This is a genomic window from Caldisericum insulae (assembly GCF_047785965.1).
GTDB lineage: Bacteria > Caldisericota > Caldisericia > Caldisericales > Caldisericaceae > Caldisericum > Caldisericum exile_A.
On record NZ_JBLOBF010000002.1, the window covers coordinates 44360 to 61679 of the forward strand.

Genomic DNA, 17320 nt, shown 5'->3' on the forward strand with positions numbered 1-17320 from the left:
TGAAATTATGGAAGAAAAAATTTTAGAAGAAGAAATTGAAGTGCATGAAACATTTTTAAGTGATAGTTTAAAAAGTTTAAAGAAAAATAAATCTGCAATTGTCGGCTTAGTAATCATTTCTATCCTTGTTATAACTGCAATCTTAGCACCTGTCATATCCCCCCATAACCCGATAGAACAAGATCTTTACAATAACCTTAAACCCGGAATCTGGGCAGGAAATACAAATAATATCTTAGGGACTGATGAGTTTGGAAGAGACATTCTAAGTAGGATTATATATGGTGCTCGAGTATCACTTACGGTTGGTGTTATTGCAGTTATAATTGGGGTTTTTCTTGGAGGTATTGCTGGTATTTTCTCAGGCTTTTATGGCGGATGGGTTGATAACCTACTTATGAGACTCACGGATATAATGTTTGCACTGCCATCAATACTTCTTGCAATAGTAATTGTGTCAGTTTTAGGAAGAGGTCTTTCTAAAGCAATGATTGCAATAGGCATAACATATGCTCCTCAAATTGCAAGAGTTGTTAGATCAGAAACAATTGTTGTAAAAAACAGTGAATATATTGAGGCTGCAAAAGCAATCGGATCGCCAAATTTAAGAACACTGAGAGTCCACGTTTTGCCAAATGTTCTCTCTGTAATCATTGTTTATACGACACTGAGTATAGGAAGTGCTATTCTCGATGCAGCTGCCCTCGGTTTCTTAGGATTGGGTGCTCAACCACCTACACCAGAGTGGGGCGCAATGCTTGCAAATTCAAATCATTATATAACGGGTGGTTACTGGTGGCTTGCAACTTTTCCAGGAATTGCAATTCTTATATCTGTACTTGGCTTTAATTTATTTGGCGATGGTTTACGAGATGCAATTGATCCAAGGCTTAGGAAGAAACTTTGAAATTTCCTAAAAGTATTGTAAAATCTGAAGTGAGATAAAAATTTTGGAGGTTTATTATGAAAAAGATTGGCGCTTTACTTATTGTTTTGCTCGTGCTTTCAGGAATATCTACATGGTTTTTGCTTCTAAACATCAGCTATTTTACATCAGTAAATCTCTTCGGATATATGATAAATAATGTAACTTCTGGCACATTAGTCATAGTTTCGTTCATTTTAGGCGGCATTCTTATATGGTTTATTTCGTTTATTGCATACAATATAGAGATTCAACAGCTTAAAGCACAAATTCAAAAAACAGCGGTCGAACAACAATCTTCAAAAAAAGAGGAGGAACAAAAAGGAGAGAAGTGAAATTCCAAAAAACAACTTTAATTTCTCTCATAAGATCATCAATTATTGCTGGACTTTATTTTGCCCTAACAGTGTTTTTGGCTCCAATCTCCTTTGGCGCAATACAAATTAGGATTTCTGAGGCTCTTGTTGTTCTTCCATACAGTTTTCCTGAGGCAATATTTGGTGTAACGCTTGGATGTTTTCTTTCAAATCTATTTTCACCATTTGGACCAATAGATTGGGTTTTTGGAACATTTTTAACCTTAATCTCTTCTCTTTTTACCTACCTTATTGGCAAGAAAAAGCTAAAAAAGTATCTGGCTCCACTTCCTCCGATTATTTTTAATGCTTTAGGTGTTAGTTTTTATGTAGTTACTCTTGCAACACTCAATACAAAGCTTGGACTAATTGATGCTTTTAAATATTCTTTTGAGCACTTTGCATGGAAGCCATATCTATTTGGAGTCCTCACAATAGGCGTAGGCGAAGCAATATCAACATATTTGCTTGGACTTCCGTTACTTTATGCACTTGAAAGGAGATTGAAAGAATGAAATTTAAAATTTCTCTTGCTCAGATTAATCCAACGCTTGGAAATCTTGAAAAAAACTTATCAAAACATCTTGAATTTACTGAAAAAGCGATTTTAGAGGACGCAAAGGTTGTTGTATTTCCTGAGTTAAGTATTTCAGGTTATGTCTTAAGAGACCTTACATATGATGTTTCTCTTCCTGCAAACTCTGATTTTTTCAAACCGTTAAAAGAAATAAGCAAAAACATAGATATTATCTTAGGATTTGTTGAAAAAGGTGAAGATAAGATCATTTACAACTCTGCAATGTATTTGTCAAAAGGAGAAATAAAATTAGTTTATAGAAAAATGTTTCCGCCAACTCACGGAATGTTTGAGGAGTTAAGATTTTTTGGAAAAGGAACATCTTATAAATCAATAAAAACAGATTACGGAAAATTAAGTATAGTAATATGTAGAGACTTTTTCCATCCAACACTTCTAAGCCTTGCTTATCTTGACAACGTTGATTTTGTTTTTGCCATAAGTAATATGCCACTTAGAGGGTTAAAAGGTGAGAAACCTCAAATTCAAGAAACCGTTGAAAATGCCTCGTCTCTCTATACTAATTTCTTTGGGTTTTTTGTTGTTTATGTAAATAGAGTCGGTTTTGATGACGGCCTTGGATTTTACGGTGGGAGCTTCATTCAATCACCAACTGGGAAAAAGGTTATAGCTCTCAGACTTTTTGAAGAGGAACTTCTGACAGGAGAAATCGATACAGACGATATTTATAAAAAGAGAACTTCATTCCCGCTTATAAAAGAGGAAGACAAGTTAACTTTTGAAGAGAACCTTCGAAGACTAATTGGAGGTAGAAATGATTGATCTCTCTCTTAATTACGAACTTACAAAAAAGTTTATAATTAAATTTATTGAAGAAGAAGTAATAAGTAATAATTTCAAACATGCATTGCTTGGAATATCTGGTGGCATTGATTCAGCACTTGTTGCTTACCTTGCGGTGGAGGCGCTCGGGAGCGAAAATGTTTTCGGTGTACTCCTACCATATAAGCTCAGTTCAAAAAATTCACTTGATGACGGCCTTAAAGTTGTAAAAGAACTGGGAATAAAACATGAAATAATCGAAATATCAGACATTGCAGATTGCTACTTTGAAAAAGAAAAAGTACAGGATAAATTCAGGATTGGAAATTTTCTTGCACGCCTCAGAATGAGCATAATCTTTGATAAGGCAAGAGAATTTGATGCAATAGTTCTTGGCACAAGCAATAAAAGTGAAATAATGCTTGGATACACAACTTGGTATGGAGACATGGCTGCAGGGATTTATCCTATTGGTGATTTATACAAGACTCAAGTCTTTGGGCTATCTAAGTATATTGGAATTCCAGAAAATATACTTAACAAAAAACCCTCTGCAGACCTGTGGCCAGGACAAACAGATGAAGAGGAAATAGGCACTTCATATGATTTGATTGATCAAATATTGTACCTTTATCTTGAAGAAAGAAAAACAAAAAAAGAAATAATTGAAATGGGATTTAAGAAAAACGATGTTGAAAATATTTTAAATAGAATGTTCTCAACTCAATTCAAGAGAACTTTACCACCAGTTTGTAAAATATCTCAAAGGACTTTTGGGCACGACTTTCTATATCCACATGATATTTTTAAATAAAAATAAACCGGGCTTGTACCCGGTTTATGTAGATAGTAATCAACAATTAAAGTAATTTTGAGAGTTCTTCAACACCCTTTTTGATTGTAAGCATCACCATTCCAAGTTTTGCTTCCTTATTTGTTACAACCATTAATGCAGCAAGATTTTTAATTCCAGTAGTAATAACATAACCAAATTCACCTTTTACATAAGCCTGTTCCAAAGTCCCTTTTTTAAGTTCATCAAGTGCTCTTTCGCCCAATGCAAGAATTGCAGCAGACATTGCAGCGACTCTATCTTCTTCGGCATCTGGTGGCAATAAACTTGCAATTGGAAGACCATCTAAACTCACAACTGCAAGTGCTTCAACATCAGGATTGTCCTGTTTTAACTGCTTTAAAACCTCAACGATTTGTGCTGGTTTTCCTTCTACCATTTTCGCCTCCTTGTTTTATTCTATAGACTTTTTACAAATAAACAATATCTCCCCAAATATTTCCATCCTCAACGAATAAGTATCCCAAACTTGGATTTTGGATAGCAAGAGACCCTGGATTAAAGTAAAGTGTCTCATCTATATACTTGTTCATTGGCTGATGCGTATGTCCAAAAACAAATGCATTACACCTTGCCTCAAAAGTTGCTCTTATTCTTTCCTCTATTCCCTTAGGACCGCCATTTCCATGAGTAAGACAAACCTTTAACCCTTCTATTTCAATAGAAATTTTTTCTCTAAGATGTTCCTTTAGCAACGGCTCATCCATATTTCCGTACACTGCATATACAATTTTTTTAAGTGAGCTTAAATAGTTAAGTACATCAAAAGATGTAAAATCGCCCAATGCAAAAATTGCGTTTACATCTATTGCAAATTTACTTAAATCGGGAATTACTGAAACTCTATCAGGATAGTGTATATCAGAAACAACCAGTATCTTAATCATAATTAAATCGGTGCTCCGTACTCTTCTGCCTCTTTGTCAAGACCTAGCCTCTTTAAGTGCATCTTGGTTGGAATTCCTTCTTTCGACCAACCTCTTGTCATATAATATTCATCTAACATCTTTTGAAGTTCTTCCTCAGTTACAAGATGTCCTTTACTTACACCATTTGAAATTGGTTCATGAGTAACTCTATAGGGCAAATAATCATCCTTTCTCCCGAAACCTTCTCTTACGTTAAACAACTTTTGCAAATTATAGATTCTTTCACCTATTGTCATGAGCCAATCAACGCCCATTTTAATTCCAGTTACCGCTTCAATTCCTTCAAGTATATCGTCTTCTAACCAGAAAAGACTTCTTGAGAATTTGCACATACCAATTGTATCATAAACAGTCATAAAGTCTTCGCCAGTCTTAACTTCATAACCCTTCCAGTTTGTTGAGAGCCTATCAACATTAGAAAGCTTCCAAAACTTTCCAGTTAACTCTGGTGCATAGATTCCACCTGTTAAATGGCATGCACCTCTTACGGAAACTGCAATTGCAAGCGCCATTCCCTTGAGACCTCTTACATCATAAGCAGGAGGCTCAAGACCTTTTACTTCAATGGCAAACTTCTCAGAACCCTTTCCAAGCTTTTTTGATGCTTCTTTTACACCATTGAAAAGAAGTTCTCCTAGACGGCCCTCACGCTTTGCAAGTTTTTCCATTGCCTGGACTGCAGCATCACCATTTCCAAACCTAAGATCAAGACCATCTGTATCTTCCTTAGTAAGTAAGCCTTTCTCGTATGCCTCCATTGCCCAAGCCAAAGTTACTCCGGCAGAAATTCCATCAAGACCTGCTCTATCGCAAATTGAATTGAGTTTTGCGGTAACTTCGATGTCTTCAATCCCAAGCACTCCACCCAGCGAGTAAAGAATTTCATATTCGACTCCTTCCACTCGAAGTCCTGCATACTTGCCATCTTTAATCACTATATGCCTTCCGCATGGCTTATTGCAGTTTGGACATGGATGTAATTTTTCGGTGTAAATTGGAGACCAGTAATAAGGATCAAGATGTGATTTTCCATCTGGATGCGCCTTAAAACTAGCCTCAAAATAGCTTTGTTGCCAATTTTTGACAGGGAAAACACCTATCTCTTTATTAACCCATTCATAAAATTCACCTGAGCCATATGCCATATCAAGTTTTGCAACTTCACTTCCAATAATTTTACCATTCCATCTTTTGATCGCTTCTTTGAGTTTTTCAGAATTTACAACAGGAATTTCTTTTGTACCCTTAACTGCAATCGCTTTAAGCATTTTACTTCCCATCACAGCACCGCCACCAGCACGGGCTGCCTGGCGCTCTTCAAAATCTATACCTGAAATCTTCGAAAGCATCTCTCCAGAATAACCTATAGCACAAGTATTTACGTTTCTGTGTTCAATCTTTAAAATTTCTTGTGTTTCAATTGCATCTTTTCCCCAAAGATGTGACGCATCCTTTAATTCACACTTCTCATCTTCGATAAGAAGATACACAGGTTTAGAGCTCTTTCCCTTTATAACTAACGCATCATACCCAGCCTTTTTAAGTGCAACGCCAAGATAGGCTCCTGCAACACTTCTACCAAATCCATTTGTTAAAGGAGATTTAAATGTTAGTGTTGTTTTTGACGCAGTAGGAAGCCCTGTTCCAACAAGCAATCCTGGAGCAATAACAAGAACATTCTTTTCTGATAATGGATCAATGTGTGGCTCTGTGTAATCAAAAATTAACCTTGTTGCAAGTCCAAGACCACCAAGATACTTTAAAAAAACTTCTTCGGAAAGATTTTTTACCTCAATTTTTCCGCTCGTAAGGTCAACTTCAAGATACCTACCAAAAACTCCTTGCATAAGTTGAACACCTCCTTTTATTTCTCAATAAAGTTCTTTAATAAAGCCACTGTATTTTTAATGTCGCTAAGATCGATTACTTCACCTTGAGTATGGGTATATCGTGTGGGAATTGAAACTGCAGCAGTCTTTACACCTTCTTTGGTTATTTGAATCGCAAATGCATCTGTTGTCCCGGAAGTTATCACTTCAAGCTGAAACGGAATCTTGTTTTTAGTTGCAACATTAATTAATTCATTTCGCAAATCAATGTTTGTAATCATTCCCCCATCCATAACTTTAATAGCGGGACCCTTTCCTAACTCCAGTGCATTAATGTGAGGATCTACAAAATCACCTGCTGTCGTTACATCTACTGCAATTCCAAATTCTGGTGTTATTTCATAGGTTGAAGTTCTTGCTCCCTTAACTCCGATCTCTTCCTGAACAGTAAAAACTGCATACAAATCATATTTAAGGCTCTTTTTCTTAATGTTATTTAAAAGTTCAACAATCACAGCACAACCTGATCGATCATCAAGTGAAGGAGAAATTACTCTATCGTAATTTTTAGAAAAAACTGGATAAAAAACTCCTTCCATTCCGATATTTACAAAATTTAAAGCATCCTTCTTGCTTTTTGCTCCAATGTCTATAAAGAATTTTTCAACCTTAAATTCTTTGGGTTCCCACAGGTTTTCTTTATCATCATAATAAATCGTTCCTGAGATTCCGTTCTCAAAAAGTACACGACTACCCAGCAAGAAGGAAGGTCTCAATCCACCAATTGAAGTAAATCTTAAAAGACCATTTTTATCAATATCTGTCACTATGAAACCAATCGTATCAAGGTGAGAGGCAATCATCAATTTTGGTCCATTTTGTGGAATGTGCGCAACAAGATTTCCAAACTTATCTTCAAAAATTTCACAATCGCATTTTTTAAGTTCTTCTTTTATGAGATGTTTAACTTTATCTTCTTTTGATGAAGGACCAAAGGTTTTAACTAATTTTTCTATTAAATATTCCATTATTCCCCCCCTTATAGAGACCTCAAAAATTCAATAATGAGCCTTTTTGTATTCTCATAGTCATTTATATTAAAAAGAGAAACAGGTGAGTGAATATATCTTACTGGGACAGCCACAACAAGCACTCTAACTCCACCTTTTGTTAGCTGAATTCTTGATGAGTCAGTACCACCTACAAATACCTGTTTGAATTGATATGGAATTTTAAATTTTTCTGCTATCTTAACAAGTTTATTTCTCAATTCATGATCGGTAATAACGGAATTGTCTTTTATCGTGATAACCGGACCATTGCCAATTGAAGTACACTTTTCATGTTCTGCTACATCTGGGAAATCCGCTGAGATTGTGCCTTCAAGGGTAATTGATATCTGGGGTGTATACTTGAAGGCTCCAACAGTTGCACCGCGCAAACCAATTTCTTCCTGTGACGAGAATAATGCAACAATTGGAAAATTAAACTTCTCTTTTAAAATTTCAGAAACAAGCGAACATCCTAATCTGTCATCAAGTGCTTTTCCGATAAAAGTATCATTAGAAAGTCTCTCAAATTTAACGTCAAAACCAATGTAATCGCCTAAACTTACAAGTTTTTCTGCTTCTTCCTTTGTTTTTACCCCGATATCTATGACCATATCTTTTGCTCTTTCAACTGATTTCTGCTCACTTTGTTCTTGAAGATGTATAGGAACTGTTGCTATTACACCTTTGACTTTATTTTTTCCAATTACAACTCTTTTTCCCAAGAGAACTCTGTCATCAATGCCACCAATTTTAGTAAATTTGATAAATCCTTCAGAGGTAAAACCTTTTACAAGAAGCCCTACCTCATCCATATGAGCATTAAGCATAACTATAGGTTTTGAAGATTCGAACTTCTTAGTCACTATAAAGTTTTTTAGAGGGTCAACTTCGAAACTGTCTATGTAACCCTTTACTTCCTCTTTCAAAATTTCAATAACTTCATCCTCAAACCCGGAAACGCCAATTGCATTACTCAACTTTTCAATAAGTTCAATATTCGCCATTTCTATCCTCTGTTGGCTCAAATTCTCCAATAAAAAGCTTCAATAGTTGCACAGTTTTATCAACATCAAATGGATCAAACATTTCAACAGGTGTGTGCATGTATCTTATTGGAATGCTTAAAAGAGATGTAGGTATTCCAGATCTTACAAGACCAACTTTGTCAGCATCAGTTGATGATAACACTCCTACCTCCTTCTGGTATGGAATTCCGTATTTATCGGCAACTGAAGCAAGTTTATTTGTAAGTTCTCTATTGACGGAAATTCCATAAAATATTGTAGGGCCCTTACCTAATTCAAAACCATCGAAAGGTGTCACCTTATACTGTGTTCCAAATGTAACATCAAGTACAACAGAAGCATTAGGAAAAACTGAAAAAGTAGCGGTTATCGCACCAAGTCCAGTATATTCTTCTTGAGAAGAAAAGAGAAAATAAACATTCACATCATGCTTAATATTTTTCAAAACCCTTGCTGTTTCAATAAGAACATATACACCAAGCCTATTATCAAAAGACTTATTTACTAAATAATTGCCAATTTTATCAAACGAAGGAGCGAAGCTTACATAATCACCAACAGAAACCAAATCCTTTAACTCATTCTCTGAAAGACCAGTATCAACAAATAGCCTATTAAAATCATATGTAAGATTTTCTTCTCCTTCCTTCACGAGGTGGTAAGGTTTTATACCAATTACTCCTTTTATTTTTTTCTTACCATGCACTATTACTTGCGATCCTGGCAAAATCTTTGGGTCAATCGACCTTGAAGTCACTTTTAAAAACCCATTTTTCTCAATGCTACTTACAACCATAAACACTTCGTCAACATGTGCTTCAAGCATCAAGGCAAAATTCCCATTACCTTTTTTCAAAGCCATGAGAGAATTGCTCCTCTCATGAATTTTAATTTCATCTACATAACCTTTTAAAGCACTTTCAATTATTGGAAAAATAATTTTTTCATTGCCTGTAGGAGCAAAACTTTCGGTAAGATTTCTTAAAAGACTTTCATCCATATATCACCCAAAGAAAATTTTAAGCTCGCGTTCAGCATCTTCTTTGCTTGATGATGCATGAACAACGTTCTCAGTAAGATATGGTGAAAAATCGCCTCGAATACTACCTGGCAATCTTTTTTCAGGATGAGTATCCCCAACAAGGATTCTACAATTCAAAATTGCATTTTCCCCTACAATTTTCATTACAACAACAGGTCCAGAAGTTGAGTAGTTAATTAGTTTTTCAAAGTAATCTCTTCCTTTGTGTTCTATATAAAGCTCTTCTGCTAATTCCCTTGATAGAGTAAGCATTCTAAGTTCGGTAATAATCATTAATTTTCGTTCGAATCTTGAAATTATTTCACCTATTAATCCTCTTTTTACACCGTCAGGTTTTATCATTACAAAAGTTTCCTCTATCATATCTCCTCCAGTTTATCAAGGTAGACTTCCTTGTCTTCTGGATTATATCCAATTAATTCAGCATACCTGCCAAGTTCAATGATGCTTTTGAGCGTTTCTTCTGCTTCTTGCTCAGACATCTCTTCCTGAAGGAGTTCAAGAAGGTCATCCCTATCGATTGAGTTCTCAGTTGCCTTAATAAGAATATTTATTACCTTCTTAAAAATTGGCAATTTCTTTAATGATTCCTTAAAAATTAGTTTTCTTTTATTTTCGTCACCATCAACCAGTTCGTGACCCAAATCAGTTAAGAACACATCACCCTCACTAACTTCAACAAAGCCAAGCATCTGGGCAAGACGTAAAAGTGAAATTAGTTCATCCGCTTCGATTTCAATATCTTCCGGGATCATATAAATGTCAACTTTTCCATCTGAATCTTCAAGGTAAACAAGCAAACCAATAAGTTTGCCAACTTCTACATACGGCAAAGGCGATATATCGTCCATTATGTCCCCTTTCCGGGATTCACCTCCTTACTTATACTTGATCCAAGTATCATTGAATATATTTTATCATAAATCTTGTAAAATTCCTTACTTTCTCTATCTCTTGGTCTTGGTAAATCCACTTTTTCATCTGCAATTATTTTTCCAGGATGAGTTGAAAGAATAATAATTCTATCCGAAAGATAAACTGCTTCCTCAATATTATGAGTAACAAGAAGTATAGACTTCAAAGAGAGCTTCTTTGATTCCCAAAGATCTATTATCTCTGATCTCAAGTTTTCTGCTGTTAGCGCATCAAGTGCAGAAAATGGTTCGTCCATTAAAAGTAATTCTGGCTCCATAATCAAGGCTCTAGCAATACCAACTCTCTGTTTCATCCCGCCAGACAATTCCCTTGGATAAGCCTCTTCAAAACCTTCAAGTCCTACCATATCAATGTATTTAAAAGCTTTCTTTAGCCTCTCTTTCAAAGGGACACCTCTTGCTTCAAGTCCAAGGGTAATATTTTCAGTTACATCAAGCCAGGGAAGCAACCCAAACGTCTGGAAAACCATACTTGTATATGGATTAATTCCTTTTATCTCTTGTCCTCTAAAGAATACACTTCCTGAAGTAGGTTTCAGAAGCCCAGCAATAATTCTCAGAAGTGTACTTTTTCCACAACCTGACGGTCCAACAAGGCTAACAAATTCGTTTTCTTGAATATCAAAATTTATATCCTCAAGTATTACTACTTCTTTATTCTTTAGAGGAAATGTTTGGTATACACTTTTAACACTCAAAAAGTTCATTATGCCTCCATCCTGTATCTATCAAGGATTTTATCATAAAGAGGTCTATACACAAAATGATTAATTGAGTAAACCATAAAAACAAGGGAAACAAGAGCAAGTGTAAAAAGAGCTTTCTCATTCTGAGCCAAAGATGTATTCAAAAGTGCACCGATACCTTGAACCGAAAAAGGTTGTCCTTTTATATCTATGTATTCTGCAACAACCAATGCGTTCCATGCACCGCCCATCGCGGTAATCGTGCCAGTAAGAAATGAAGGAAGCATAGCCGGAATCAATAGCCTTCTAAGTCTCAAATTTCCTTTTACACCGTAAGAATCTACAACTTCTAGAAGATCATTTGGTATTGCTTTTAACCCACCAAGAACAAGAAAGAATATATACCATTGCATTCCTGTAAGGATTAATATTATTGAAGATAACTCAAGTCCAAATTTAAATGGTAAAAGAAAATAAAGTAACAATGGAAAGAACGAAATTGCAGGTATCGAAGAAAGAATTTGGAAAAAAGGTAGAATAAAATTAGCAATCTTTTTTCTATTGTAAAGAAAAATTGCAAATGGCACCGTCCAAGAAACCGCAATAATATAAGATGAAAGAACTCTCAAAGTTGAAAATATTAGAGATTTTAAAACAATCAGAATATAACTGAGTTTAAATGACAAAGCAATGCTATAAATCCCTTTAAAAGTATAAAACATAATGTAAATTGAAACAAGTATGGAAACTACAAGGAGGACATATTTCAATACTCTTTCGATAGTAACAAATAATTTAGCTTTAAAAATTTGCTTTAGATTTATGCTCTCAAAGTTTATCTTTTCAAAGGGCCGTTTAATCTTGTTAATGATATTCCCAACAAATTCCCAAAAAATAATGACAATATCAAGAACTTCCTTCTCTTCCTCTTCACCAGGACTTATTGAATATCTAAATTTTCTTGACCATTGCGAAAGTGGACGCCACATGAACATATCGAGGAAAAATATAGTAACGCCAAGTGCAAGAATTCCTAGCAGAACCAAACCAATTTTATTTTCTGTTGCAGAAACAAGAATAAAACTTCCAATTCCTGGAAGCCTAAATGATTTTTCTCCTACAGCAAAGATTTCCGAAGCAACAAGGAAATACCATCCATTAGACCAACTTACAATACTATTATAAATGATTTTTGGAATGGAAGCAGGTATGTAAAGCCTTCTAAGTTTAAGAAGGCCTTCTGGATCAAAAAACTCATAAGCCTCTTTAACATCATTTGGTATTCCTTTTATGCTTTCATAAACTCCAAATGCAATATTCCAGGATTGAGATGTAAAAATTAGAAATATAGAGGCAAGTTCAACGCCAAGAATTGAATTCGGAAAAAGAGAGATAAAAAACGCAATTGCTACCGGGAAAAATCCTAAAATCGGCACGGATTGAAGAATATCAAGTATTGGTATCATTATTGCCTCTCTTTTTACGCTTGTTGCCGCAAGATATCCGTACGTAAAAGAGAATAAAAGAGAAAAGAAATAAGCAGAAAACATTCTAATAAGAGATCTAAAAATATAGTATGGAAGATAAGAGACCTTTAAATCTTCAACATAACTTGCAATGTTAATTTGTTTCTTATAAAAGGCATATACAACCCCTATAAGGAGCACTATTATTAATAGCTGCAAAACTAACTGAGAAAAAGTTCTTTTCTCTTTCATTTTTTAAAAGGCAGGAGGATTTTCCTCATTTATTTTATCTTCTTTTTCTCTTATAATTTCGAAAACAACAGTATTAAATGGATCTGGGCAAGAAACATAAGCTTTATTTTCTTCTTTCTCCCAGGGTAATCTTCCACCATAGCGAAGTGGTGTTATAAAAGGCCAAAGCGAAACAAACGCCCATCCACAAAAATTAATAGGAACTGGTTGCCCATTTTCGTTTATTTCAAATTCATCTCCAGCTTTTAGATTAGCAGAACAAGTCCCTCTCACTTCAACAACTCTTATCTTTATCTTGTATATTGCCATATCATTTAATTCTATTAAAAATTAACATTTTTTCAAATACAAATAAGAAGTTTTTAGGTATAATTCAAATATGGAAAAAGATAAAGTTAATAGATCAATAAAAGAAAAAGTACTTGGAAAAAAGGCTTATATCTACAATGTAATTATTTCTGCATTATTCATTGTTCTGCTTTTTATTTATTACCGATTAATACCACGACATTTTACATCTACGCCTGTTGTACAATCTTATAATGGCACAGTAAATTTATTCTATACTCCTGACATGGGCAAAGCACCTGTAATTGACGGAATAAAAAACGCTAAAAGCTCTATCAATATAGAAGTTTATACATTTTCCGATACAGATGTGCTTCAAGAACTTGTAAACGCAAAAAAAAGAGGAGTAAAAGTTCGAGTAATTCTTGAAGAAAATCCATATGGTGGATACAGCGCAAACAAACAGACAAAAGATAAGCTTTCTTATTATGGCATTGAAACAAAATGGGACAATAAAGCGTATAACTTTACGCACTCAAAGTTTATGGTTATAGATAACAGAACAGGCTACATAATGACTTTAAACCTCACAAAATCAGCTTTTAATAAAAATAGGGAGTTTGGCGTAATAGTTAATGACCAAAACATAGTGCAAGAACTTACTAAAATCTTTGAAGCAGATTGGAAAAGATCACCATATAATCCCAGTAAAGATACCGCACTTGTTGTAAGCCCAGAAAATTCAAGAGAGAAAATCGAAGCTCTTCTTAGAAGTGGAACAGGAGAAATTTTGATCTATGCAGAAGAAATTCAGGATCCTTCAATTATTGATATCTTAAAAAAGCGAAGAGCATATGGAGCAGATGTTAAAATCATTATTGCGGATCCAATGAATGTTCAAGGAAATGAAGTAGTAATTTCAGAGCTAAAAAGATACGGAGTAGACATTAAATACATAACAAGCCCGTTTATCCATGCAAAGGTTATTATTGTAGATAGAAAATATGCATTTGTTGGATCGGAGAACCTTTCTTCAAATTCTCTTGACAACAATAGAGAAGTTGGAATTATTTTATCAAATCCTGAAGTCGTTAATAAGTTAAGAGAAATTTTCTTCTGGGATTTTGCAAAATAATTTAATTCATCTTCCGTAAATTTCGGTAATCTCTTTTAGTTTAAAGAATTTCCCCTCATCTATATCACTAAATTTTAATTTGAATCGCCAATTTCCCGAAGAAGTTCCAGGTGTATTCATTCTAAAGCGTTCGTCAAGAGCGAGAATATCTTGAACAGGAAGAATAGAAAACTGTGCAATAGAAGAATGGGCAAGCCTTATTAAATCAAAATTAATTGTTTCAAGAGATGTCTTTTTCCCTAAATATTTTTCGAGATATGACTTACCATTATTTGTAAGCTCATATTTAAACCAGCCGACTATGGTATTATGGTCATGTGTACCTGTATAGACAACTGTTGGGTTTTTATAGTTGTGCGGAAGGTATCCATTTTCAGGTGATCCATCAAATGCAAATTCAAGAACTCTCATATTCGGAATATTATATCGCTCGATTACCTCAACGACATCCTCTGTAATCAAACCAAGGTCCTCTGCGATAAATGGCATGGTTGGAAAATTATTTTTGACTGTATCAAAAAATTCATAAACAGGTACTTTTATCCACTCGCCAATTTTTGCATTTTCTCTGCCTGCATCAACCGCATAATATGCAACAAATCCTCTAAAATGGTCAATTCTAATAATATCAACGAATTGTAAAAGATGCGCAATTCTTTTTATCCACCATTCAAAATTAGTTTTCAAATGCTTATCCCAGTTGTAAACAGGATTTCCCCAGAGTTGTCCATTTTCATTAAAGTAATCAGGAGGAACACCAGCAACTTTTACAGGATAGCCATTATCGTCCAAATTAAATAATTCCTTATTTGCCCATACGTCGGGACTATCAAGATCAACATATATGGGTAAATCACCAATTATCTCAACTCCATTTTCATTTGCGTAATCCTTCATTTCCAAAATTTGCTTGTATGCAATAAACTGCAAAAATTTAACAAATTTAATCTCATCTTTTAGTATATCCTTTGCAAGGTTAAGGGCACCAAGATTTCTATTCTTAAATTCATTAGGCCACTCTTGCCAAGCTCTATTTTCAAATCTTTTCTTCAGTGCTATAAAGATTGCATAATCTTCTAACCAAAAAGAATTTTCGGAACAAAATTTTTGAAAATCTTCGTTTTCCTTAAAATTTTTATAAGCAGAATTGAATGCCTTGAATTTATTCTCTATCACTTTCTCAAACTGAACTATGTTAGTCTCTTCTATTTCGTATTGCGAAAGATCCTGTGAAATTAAACCTTCTTCTTTAAGTTTCTCGAGACTTATAAGCAAAGGATTTATTGCAAAGGCAGAAACTGAGTGATACGGAGAATTATCAAAGTAAGGCTCAGTTGGACCAATTGGTAAAATTTGGAGTAATTTTTGACCTGAGTTTTTAAGCAAATCTATAAAATTTTTTGAAGAGTATCCAAAATCTCCTATTCCAAATTTGCTTGGTAAACTTGTAATGTGAGCTAAAACGCCACTTTTTCTTAAGTTTTTATTTTCCATTCTTGCGCTCCTACTTTTATTTTAAAATATTTTTAAATTTTTTAAAACCCCTTTAACTGCAAGTCTACAAGTCAATATACTCAGGAACTCCCGAAGTGCTATAAGACCACTGACCTGCCTTAAAAATATTAGGAATAGATTTTTCATAGAGTTTTTTACAAATAACATGCTTGAATAAATGGACAAAAGTTTTTCGAAAGACCAACCAACAATTATAGTTGTATTTTTTTGGATTGCTGCGCCAAGTTGAGTTGCTTTTTCCTCAATTAACTTTGCAAAATACCAATGCAACCCTTAGGGTAAATATAATCAGAATAAAGGTAAAAATAACTTAAGACAAAAAAAAGGAGTCCCCTTAAAGAAATGTCGACTTATAAGATATTCAAGAAGCTCCTTGTATTGTTCAAGACTTTCTTTAGAGTCGACAAAAATAAATTTATCTTCAATTCCTACTGACACAGGAATTTTTAAAAATTCAAGAGTAATTCCTAGATCGCAAAGCTTTAGTATAATAATGCCTGCGTTTTCAAGAGCGCGCACTCCTCCATAAAAAATAAAACCATCTTTTTCAAATGAATTAACAAACCCCCCACACTTTTCATTTTTTTTTAAGTAAAAGTACTTTCAAGCCTAATAGAGCTCAGTATGCGGTAACAGTAAGACCTAAAATTCCCCCCTCAACAACTATTACATCCCACATAATCTATAGTAACATCACCATTTTTAAAGTTATTTCCCAAAGTTTTTCTGCTTCGGATAAATCCTTTCCAGGTTACGTCATTTCTTCTTCTGTAGTCAAGTTAAAGAATTTTCCACTAACACCAACTAAATTCTTTGAAACTCCAAGATAGTAAAGTGCCTTAGCAGAAATTTCAGAATAATCAGGTAATCTATCAATTATGTTATGTTTAAACCAGAGATATAAAGGTCCATTATATCTTCCTGTGGCTTTTCTTACCATACCTGGATACATTGCATTAATGGTTACAGAACTTCCCTTAAAGTATTCATTAAACATCGTCATTGAAAGTATTTGCGCAAGTTTTGAAGATCCATATGCCTCTAACCCTGAGTATTTCTCTTTTTTGAAATTTAGATCATTTACATTTAATCCCCACACAGCAAATTGATAACCTTCAGAACTTACAAAAGTTATTCTTCCCTTATCCTTTCTCTTAAACTTATCCTTTAAGATATATGTGATCACAAACGGAGCAAGGTAGTTAACTGTAAAAGTTGTTTCGAGTCCGTCAGCTGTTACAGTTTTCTTTTTGAGACATACACCAGCATTATGCATCAAAACATCAATACTTTCTTCCATTTCTAAAAGTGCATAACCTGCTTTATGCATCTTTTCTACCAAACTCAAATCTGCAAATTGGTCCAAATCTTTTCTTCGTTATTTTCTTTTAATCCATCAATTGCCACGAAAACCTCACTGATATTTCTTAATTATATAATTCCCGAATGAAACTACAAATTTTGAAAAGGAATGAAAAAATTTTAATAAATAAAGTAAATTTCCAATTGCTAAGCTAAAAAGTACTCAAAAAACACAACTTTTTATGGATAAATAAGGAAAACCTTTAAGTTTTTTGGACCAAAAATAAAAAATGGCTCCCCGTGTAGGACTCGAACCTACAACCTAGTGGTTAACAGCCACCCGCTCTGCCGGTTGAGCTAACGGGGAACC

At 34.3% G+C, this 17320-nt stretch carries 20 protein-coding genes and 1 tRNA gene; 6 read left to right on the forward strand and 15 right to left on the reverse strand.

Translation table 11 applies throughout. The features are described from left to right. Nucleotides 1-7 precede the first annotated feature (7 nt). From ACMV0E_RS02075 to ACMV0E_RS02095, 5 genes are read left to right on the forward strand one after another with little or no spacing between them, the layout of a single operon-like run. A complete protein-coding gene (locus tag ACMV0E_RS02075; RefSeq protein WP_416084718.1) occupies nt 8-907 on the forward strand; it encodes an ABC transporter permease in 900 nt (299 codons plus the stop codon). A gap of 56 nt (nt 908-963) precedes the next feature. Continuing rightward, on the forward strand, nt 964-1260 hold the full coding sequence (locus tag ACMV0E_RS02080; RefSeq protein WP_416084719.1) for a hypothetical protein: 297 nt from the start codon (nt 964-966) through the stop codon (nt 1258-1260). Beyond that, complete coding sequence (locus ACMV0E_RS02085; protein ID WP_416084720.1) at nt 1257-1796, forward strand: QueT transporter family protein; 540 nt, start codon at nt 1257-1259, stop codon at nt 1794-1796. Before ACMV0E_RS02080 ends, ACMV0E_RS02085 begins: the two co-directional genes overlap by 4 nt. Further along, nucleotides 1793-2641, forward strand: coding sequence for a nitrilase-related carbon-nitrogen hydrolase (locus tag ACMV0E_RS02090; protein WP_416084721.1), 849 nt, complete (start codon nt 1793-1795; stop codon nt 2639-2641). Before ACMV0E_RS02085 ends, ACMV0E_RS02090 begins: the two co-directional genes overlap by 4 nt. Further along, nucleotides 2634-3455, forward strand: a complete 822-nt coding sequence (locus ACMV0E_RS02095) for an NAD+ synthase (protein ID WP_416084722.1) — start codon at nt 2634-2636, stop codon at nt 3453-3455. Before ACMV0E_RS02090 ends, ACMV0E_RS02095 begins: the two co-directional genes overlap by 8 nt. A gap of 46 nt (nt 3456-3501) precedes the next feature. Here ACMV0E_RS02095 and ACMV0E_RS02100 read toward each other — a convergent pair whose 3' ends face one another. The 11 genes from ACMV0E_RS02100 to ACMV0E_RS02150 are packed head-to-tail and all read right to left on the reverse strand — an operon-like array spanning nt 3502 to nt 13019. Beyond that, nucleotides 3502-3873: a roadblock/LC7 domain-containing protein gene (locus tag ACMV0E_RS02100; RefSeq protein ID WP_416084723.1), complete on the reverse strand. Its 372-nt coding sequence runs from the start codon at nt 3871-3873 to the stop codon at nt 3502-3504. Nucleotides 3874-3904: 31 nt separating this feature from the next. Beyond that, nucleotides 3905-4381, reverse strand: coding sequence for a metallophosphoesterase family protein (locus ACMV0E_RS02105; RefSeq protein WP_416084724.1), 477 nt, complete (start codon nt 4379-4381; stop codon nt 3905-3907). 2 nt (nt 4382-4383) lie between these two features. Continuing rightward, nucleotides 4384-6270: an aldehyde ferredoxin oxidoreductase family protein gene (locus ACMV0E_RS02110; protein ID WP_416084725.1), complete on the reverse strand. Its 1887-nt coding sequence runs from the start codon at nt 6268-6270 to the stop codon at nt 4384-4386. 17 nt (nt 6271-6287) lie between these two features. After that, entirely contained in the window at nt 6288-7280 is a 993-nt protein-coding gene (locus tag ACMV0E_RS02115; protein WP_416084726.1) for a M42 family metallopeptidase, read from the reverse strand. An 11-nt stretch (nt 7281-7291) separates the two neighbouring features. After that, a complete protein-coding gene (locus ACMV0E_RS02120) occupies nt 7292-8308 on the reverse strand; it encodes a M42 family metallopeptidase (RefSeq protein WP_416084727.1) in 1017 nt (338 codons plus the stop codon). Beyond that, nucleotides 8295-9329, reverse strand: a complete 1035-nt coding sequence (locus ACMV0E_RS02125; protein ID WP_416084728.1) for a M28 family peptidase — start codon at nt 9327-9329, stop codon at nt 8295-8297. Before ACMV0E_RS02125 ends, ACMV0E_RS02120 begins: the two co-directional genes overlap by 14 nt. Before the next feature lie 3 nt (nt 9330-9332). Next, the gene (ndk, locus tag ACMV0E_RS02130; protein WP_416084729.1) at nt 9333-9734 is read right to left on the reverse strand and encodes a nucleoside-diphosphate kinase; all 402 of its coding nucleotides are present in this window, start codon (nt 9732-9734) and stop codon (nt 9333-9335) included. Next, nucleotides 9731-10222, reverse strand: a complete 492-nt coding sequence (locus ACMV0E_RS02135; protein WP_416084730.1) for an AAA-associated domain-containing protein — start codon at nt 10220-10222, stop codon at nt 9731-9733. The genes ndk and ACMV0E_RS02135 overlap by 4 nt, the downstream gene beginning before the upstream one ends. Next, nucleotides 10222-11013 carry an ABC transporter ATP-binding protein gene (locus ACMV0E_RS02140; RefSeq protein WP_416084731.1) on the reverse strand — a complete coding sequence of 264 codons (792 nt, stop codon included), beginning with the start codon at nt 11011-11013 and terminating at the stop codon, nt 10222-10224. The genes ACMV0E_RS02135 and ACMV0E_RS02140 overlap by 1 nt, the downstream gene beginning before the upstream one ends. Then, nucleotides 11013-12710 (reverse strand): ABC transporter permease subunit, encoded by a 1698-nt coding sequence (locus ACMV0E_RS02145; RefSeq protein ID WP_416084732.1) that lies wholly within the window; start codon nt 12708-12710, stop codon nt 11013-11015. Before ACMV0E_RS02145 ends, ACMV0E_RS02140 begins: the two co-directional genes overlap by 1 nt. A gap of 3 nt (nt 12711-12713) precedes the next feature. Continuing rightward, the gene (locus ACMV0E_RS02150) at nt 12714-13019 is read right to left on the reverse strand and encodes a TIGR04076 family protein (protein WP_416084733.1); all 306 of its coding nucleotides are present in this window, start codon (nt 13017-13019) and stop codon (nt 12714-12716) included. Between the two features lie 70 nt (nt 13020-13089). Here ACMV0E_RS02150 and ACMV0E_RS02155 point away from each other — a divergent pair, with 70 nt between their 5' ends. Further along, a complete protein-coding gene (locus ACMV0E_RS02155) occupies nt 13090-14133 on the forward strand; it encodes a phospholipase D-like domain-containing protein (RefSeq protein ID WP_416084734.1) in 1044 nt (347 codons plus the stop codon). A 6-nt stretch (nt 14134-14139) separates the two neighbouring features. Here the strand turns inward: ACMV0E_RS02155 and malQ are convergent, their stop codons facing one another. From malQ to ACMV0E_RS02175, 4 genes are all read right to left on the reverse strand, one after another. Continuing rightward, a complete protein-coding gene (gene malQ, locus ACMV0E_RS02160; RefSeq protein ID WP_416084735.1) occupies nt 14140-15627 on the reverse strand; it encodes a 4-alpha-glucanotransferase in 1488 nt (495 codons plus the stop codon). Between the two features lie 309 nt (nt 15628-15936). After that, nucleotides 15937-16167 carry a hypothetical protein gene (locus tag ACMV0E_RS02165; RefSeq protein WP_416084736.1) on the reverse strand — a complete coding sequence of 77 codons (231 nt, stop codon included), beginning with the start codon at nt 16165-16167 and terminating at the stop codon, nt 15937-15939. A gap of 232 nt (nt 16168-16399) precedes the next feature. Beyond that, nucleotides 16400-17014 (reverse strand): SDR family NAD(P)-dependent oxidoreductase, encoded by a 615-nt coding sequence (locus ACMV0E_RS02170; protein WP_416084737.1) that lies wholly within the window; start codon nt 17012-17014, stop codon nt 16400-16402. A gap of 227 nt (nt 17015-17241) precedes the next feature. Continuing rightward, nucleotides 17242-17317 (reverse strand) — tRNA-Asn (locus ACMV0E_RS02175). Between the last annotated feature and the right edge of the window lie 3 nt (nt 17318-17320).

Excerpts from the sequence above, each read along its gene's own strand:
- ACMV0E_RS02075 (WP_416084718.1), top strand. The coding sequence starts at position 8 with ATGGAAGAAAAAATTTTAGAAGAAGAAATTGAAGTGCATGAAACATTT.
- ACMV0E_RS02080 (WP_416084719.1), top strand. The coding sequence starts at position 964 with ATGAAAAAGATTGGCGCTTTACTTATTGTTTTGCTCGTGCTTTCAGGA.
- ACMV0E_RS02090 (WP_416084721.1), top strand. The coding sequence starts at position 1,793 with ATGAAATTTAAAATTTCTCTTGCTCAGATTAATCCAACGCTTGGAAAT.
- ACMV0E_RS02095 (WP_416084722.1), top strand. The coding sequence starts at position 2,634 with ATGATTGATCTCTCTCTTAATTACGAACTTACAAAAAAGTTTATAATT.
- ACMV0E_RS02100 (WP_416084723.1), bottom strand. The coding sequence starts at position 3,873 with ATGGTAGAAGGAAAACCAGCACAAATCGTTGAGGTTTTAAAGCAGTTA.
- ACMV0E_RS02105 (WP_416084724.1), bottom strand. The coding sequence starts at position 4,381 with ATGATTAAGATACTGGTTGTTTCTGATATACACTATCCTGATAGAGTT.
- ACMV0E_RS02110 (WP_416084725.1), bottom strand. The coding sequence starts at position 6,270 with ATGCAAGGAGTTTTTGGTAGGTATCTTGAAGTTGACCTTACGAGCGGA.
- ACMV0E_RS02115 (WP_416084726.1), bottom strand. The coding sequence starts at position 7,280 with ATGGAATATTTAATAGAAAAATTAGTTAAAACCTTTGGTCCTTCATCA.
- ACMV0E_RS02120 (WP_416084727.1), bottom strand. The coding sequence starts at position 8,308 with ATGGCGAATATTGAACTTATTGAAAAGTTGAGTAATGCAATTGGCGTT.
- ACMV0E_RS02125 (WP_416084728.1), bottom strand. The coding sequence starts at position 9,329 with ATGGATGAAAGTCTTTTAAGAAATCTTACCGAAAGTTTTGCTCCTACA.
- ndk (WP_416084729.1), bottom strand. The coding sequence starts at position 9,734 with ATGATAGAGGAAACTTTTGTAATGATAAAACCTGACGGTGTAAAAAGA.
- ACMV0E_RS02135 (WP_416084730.1), bottom strand. The coding sequence starts at position 10,222 with ATGGACGATATATCGCCTTTGCCGTATGTAGAAGTTGGCAAACTTATT.
- ACMV0E_RS02140 (WP_416084731.1), bottom strand. The coding sequence starts at position 11,013 with ATGAACTTTTTGAGTGTTAAAAGTGTATACCAAACATTTCCTCTAAAG.
- ACMV0E_RS02145 (WP_416084732.1), bottom strand. The coding sequence starts at position 12,710 with ATGAAAGAGAAAAGAACTTTTTCTCAGTTAGTTTTGCAGCTATTAATA.
- ACMV0E_RS02150 (WP_416084733.1), bottom strand. The coding sequence starts at position 13,019 with ATGGCAATATACAAGATAAAGATAAGAGTTGTTGAAGTGAGAGGGACT.
- ACMV0E_RS02155 (WP_416084734.1), top strand. The coding sequence starts at position 13,090 with ATGGAAAAAGATAAAGTTAATAGATCAATAAAAGAAAAAGTACTTGGA.
- malQ (WP_416084735.1), bottom strand. The coding sequence starts at position 15,627 with ATGGAAAATAAAAACTTAAGAAAAAGTGGCGTTTTAGCTCACATTACA.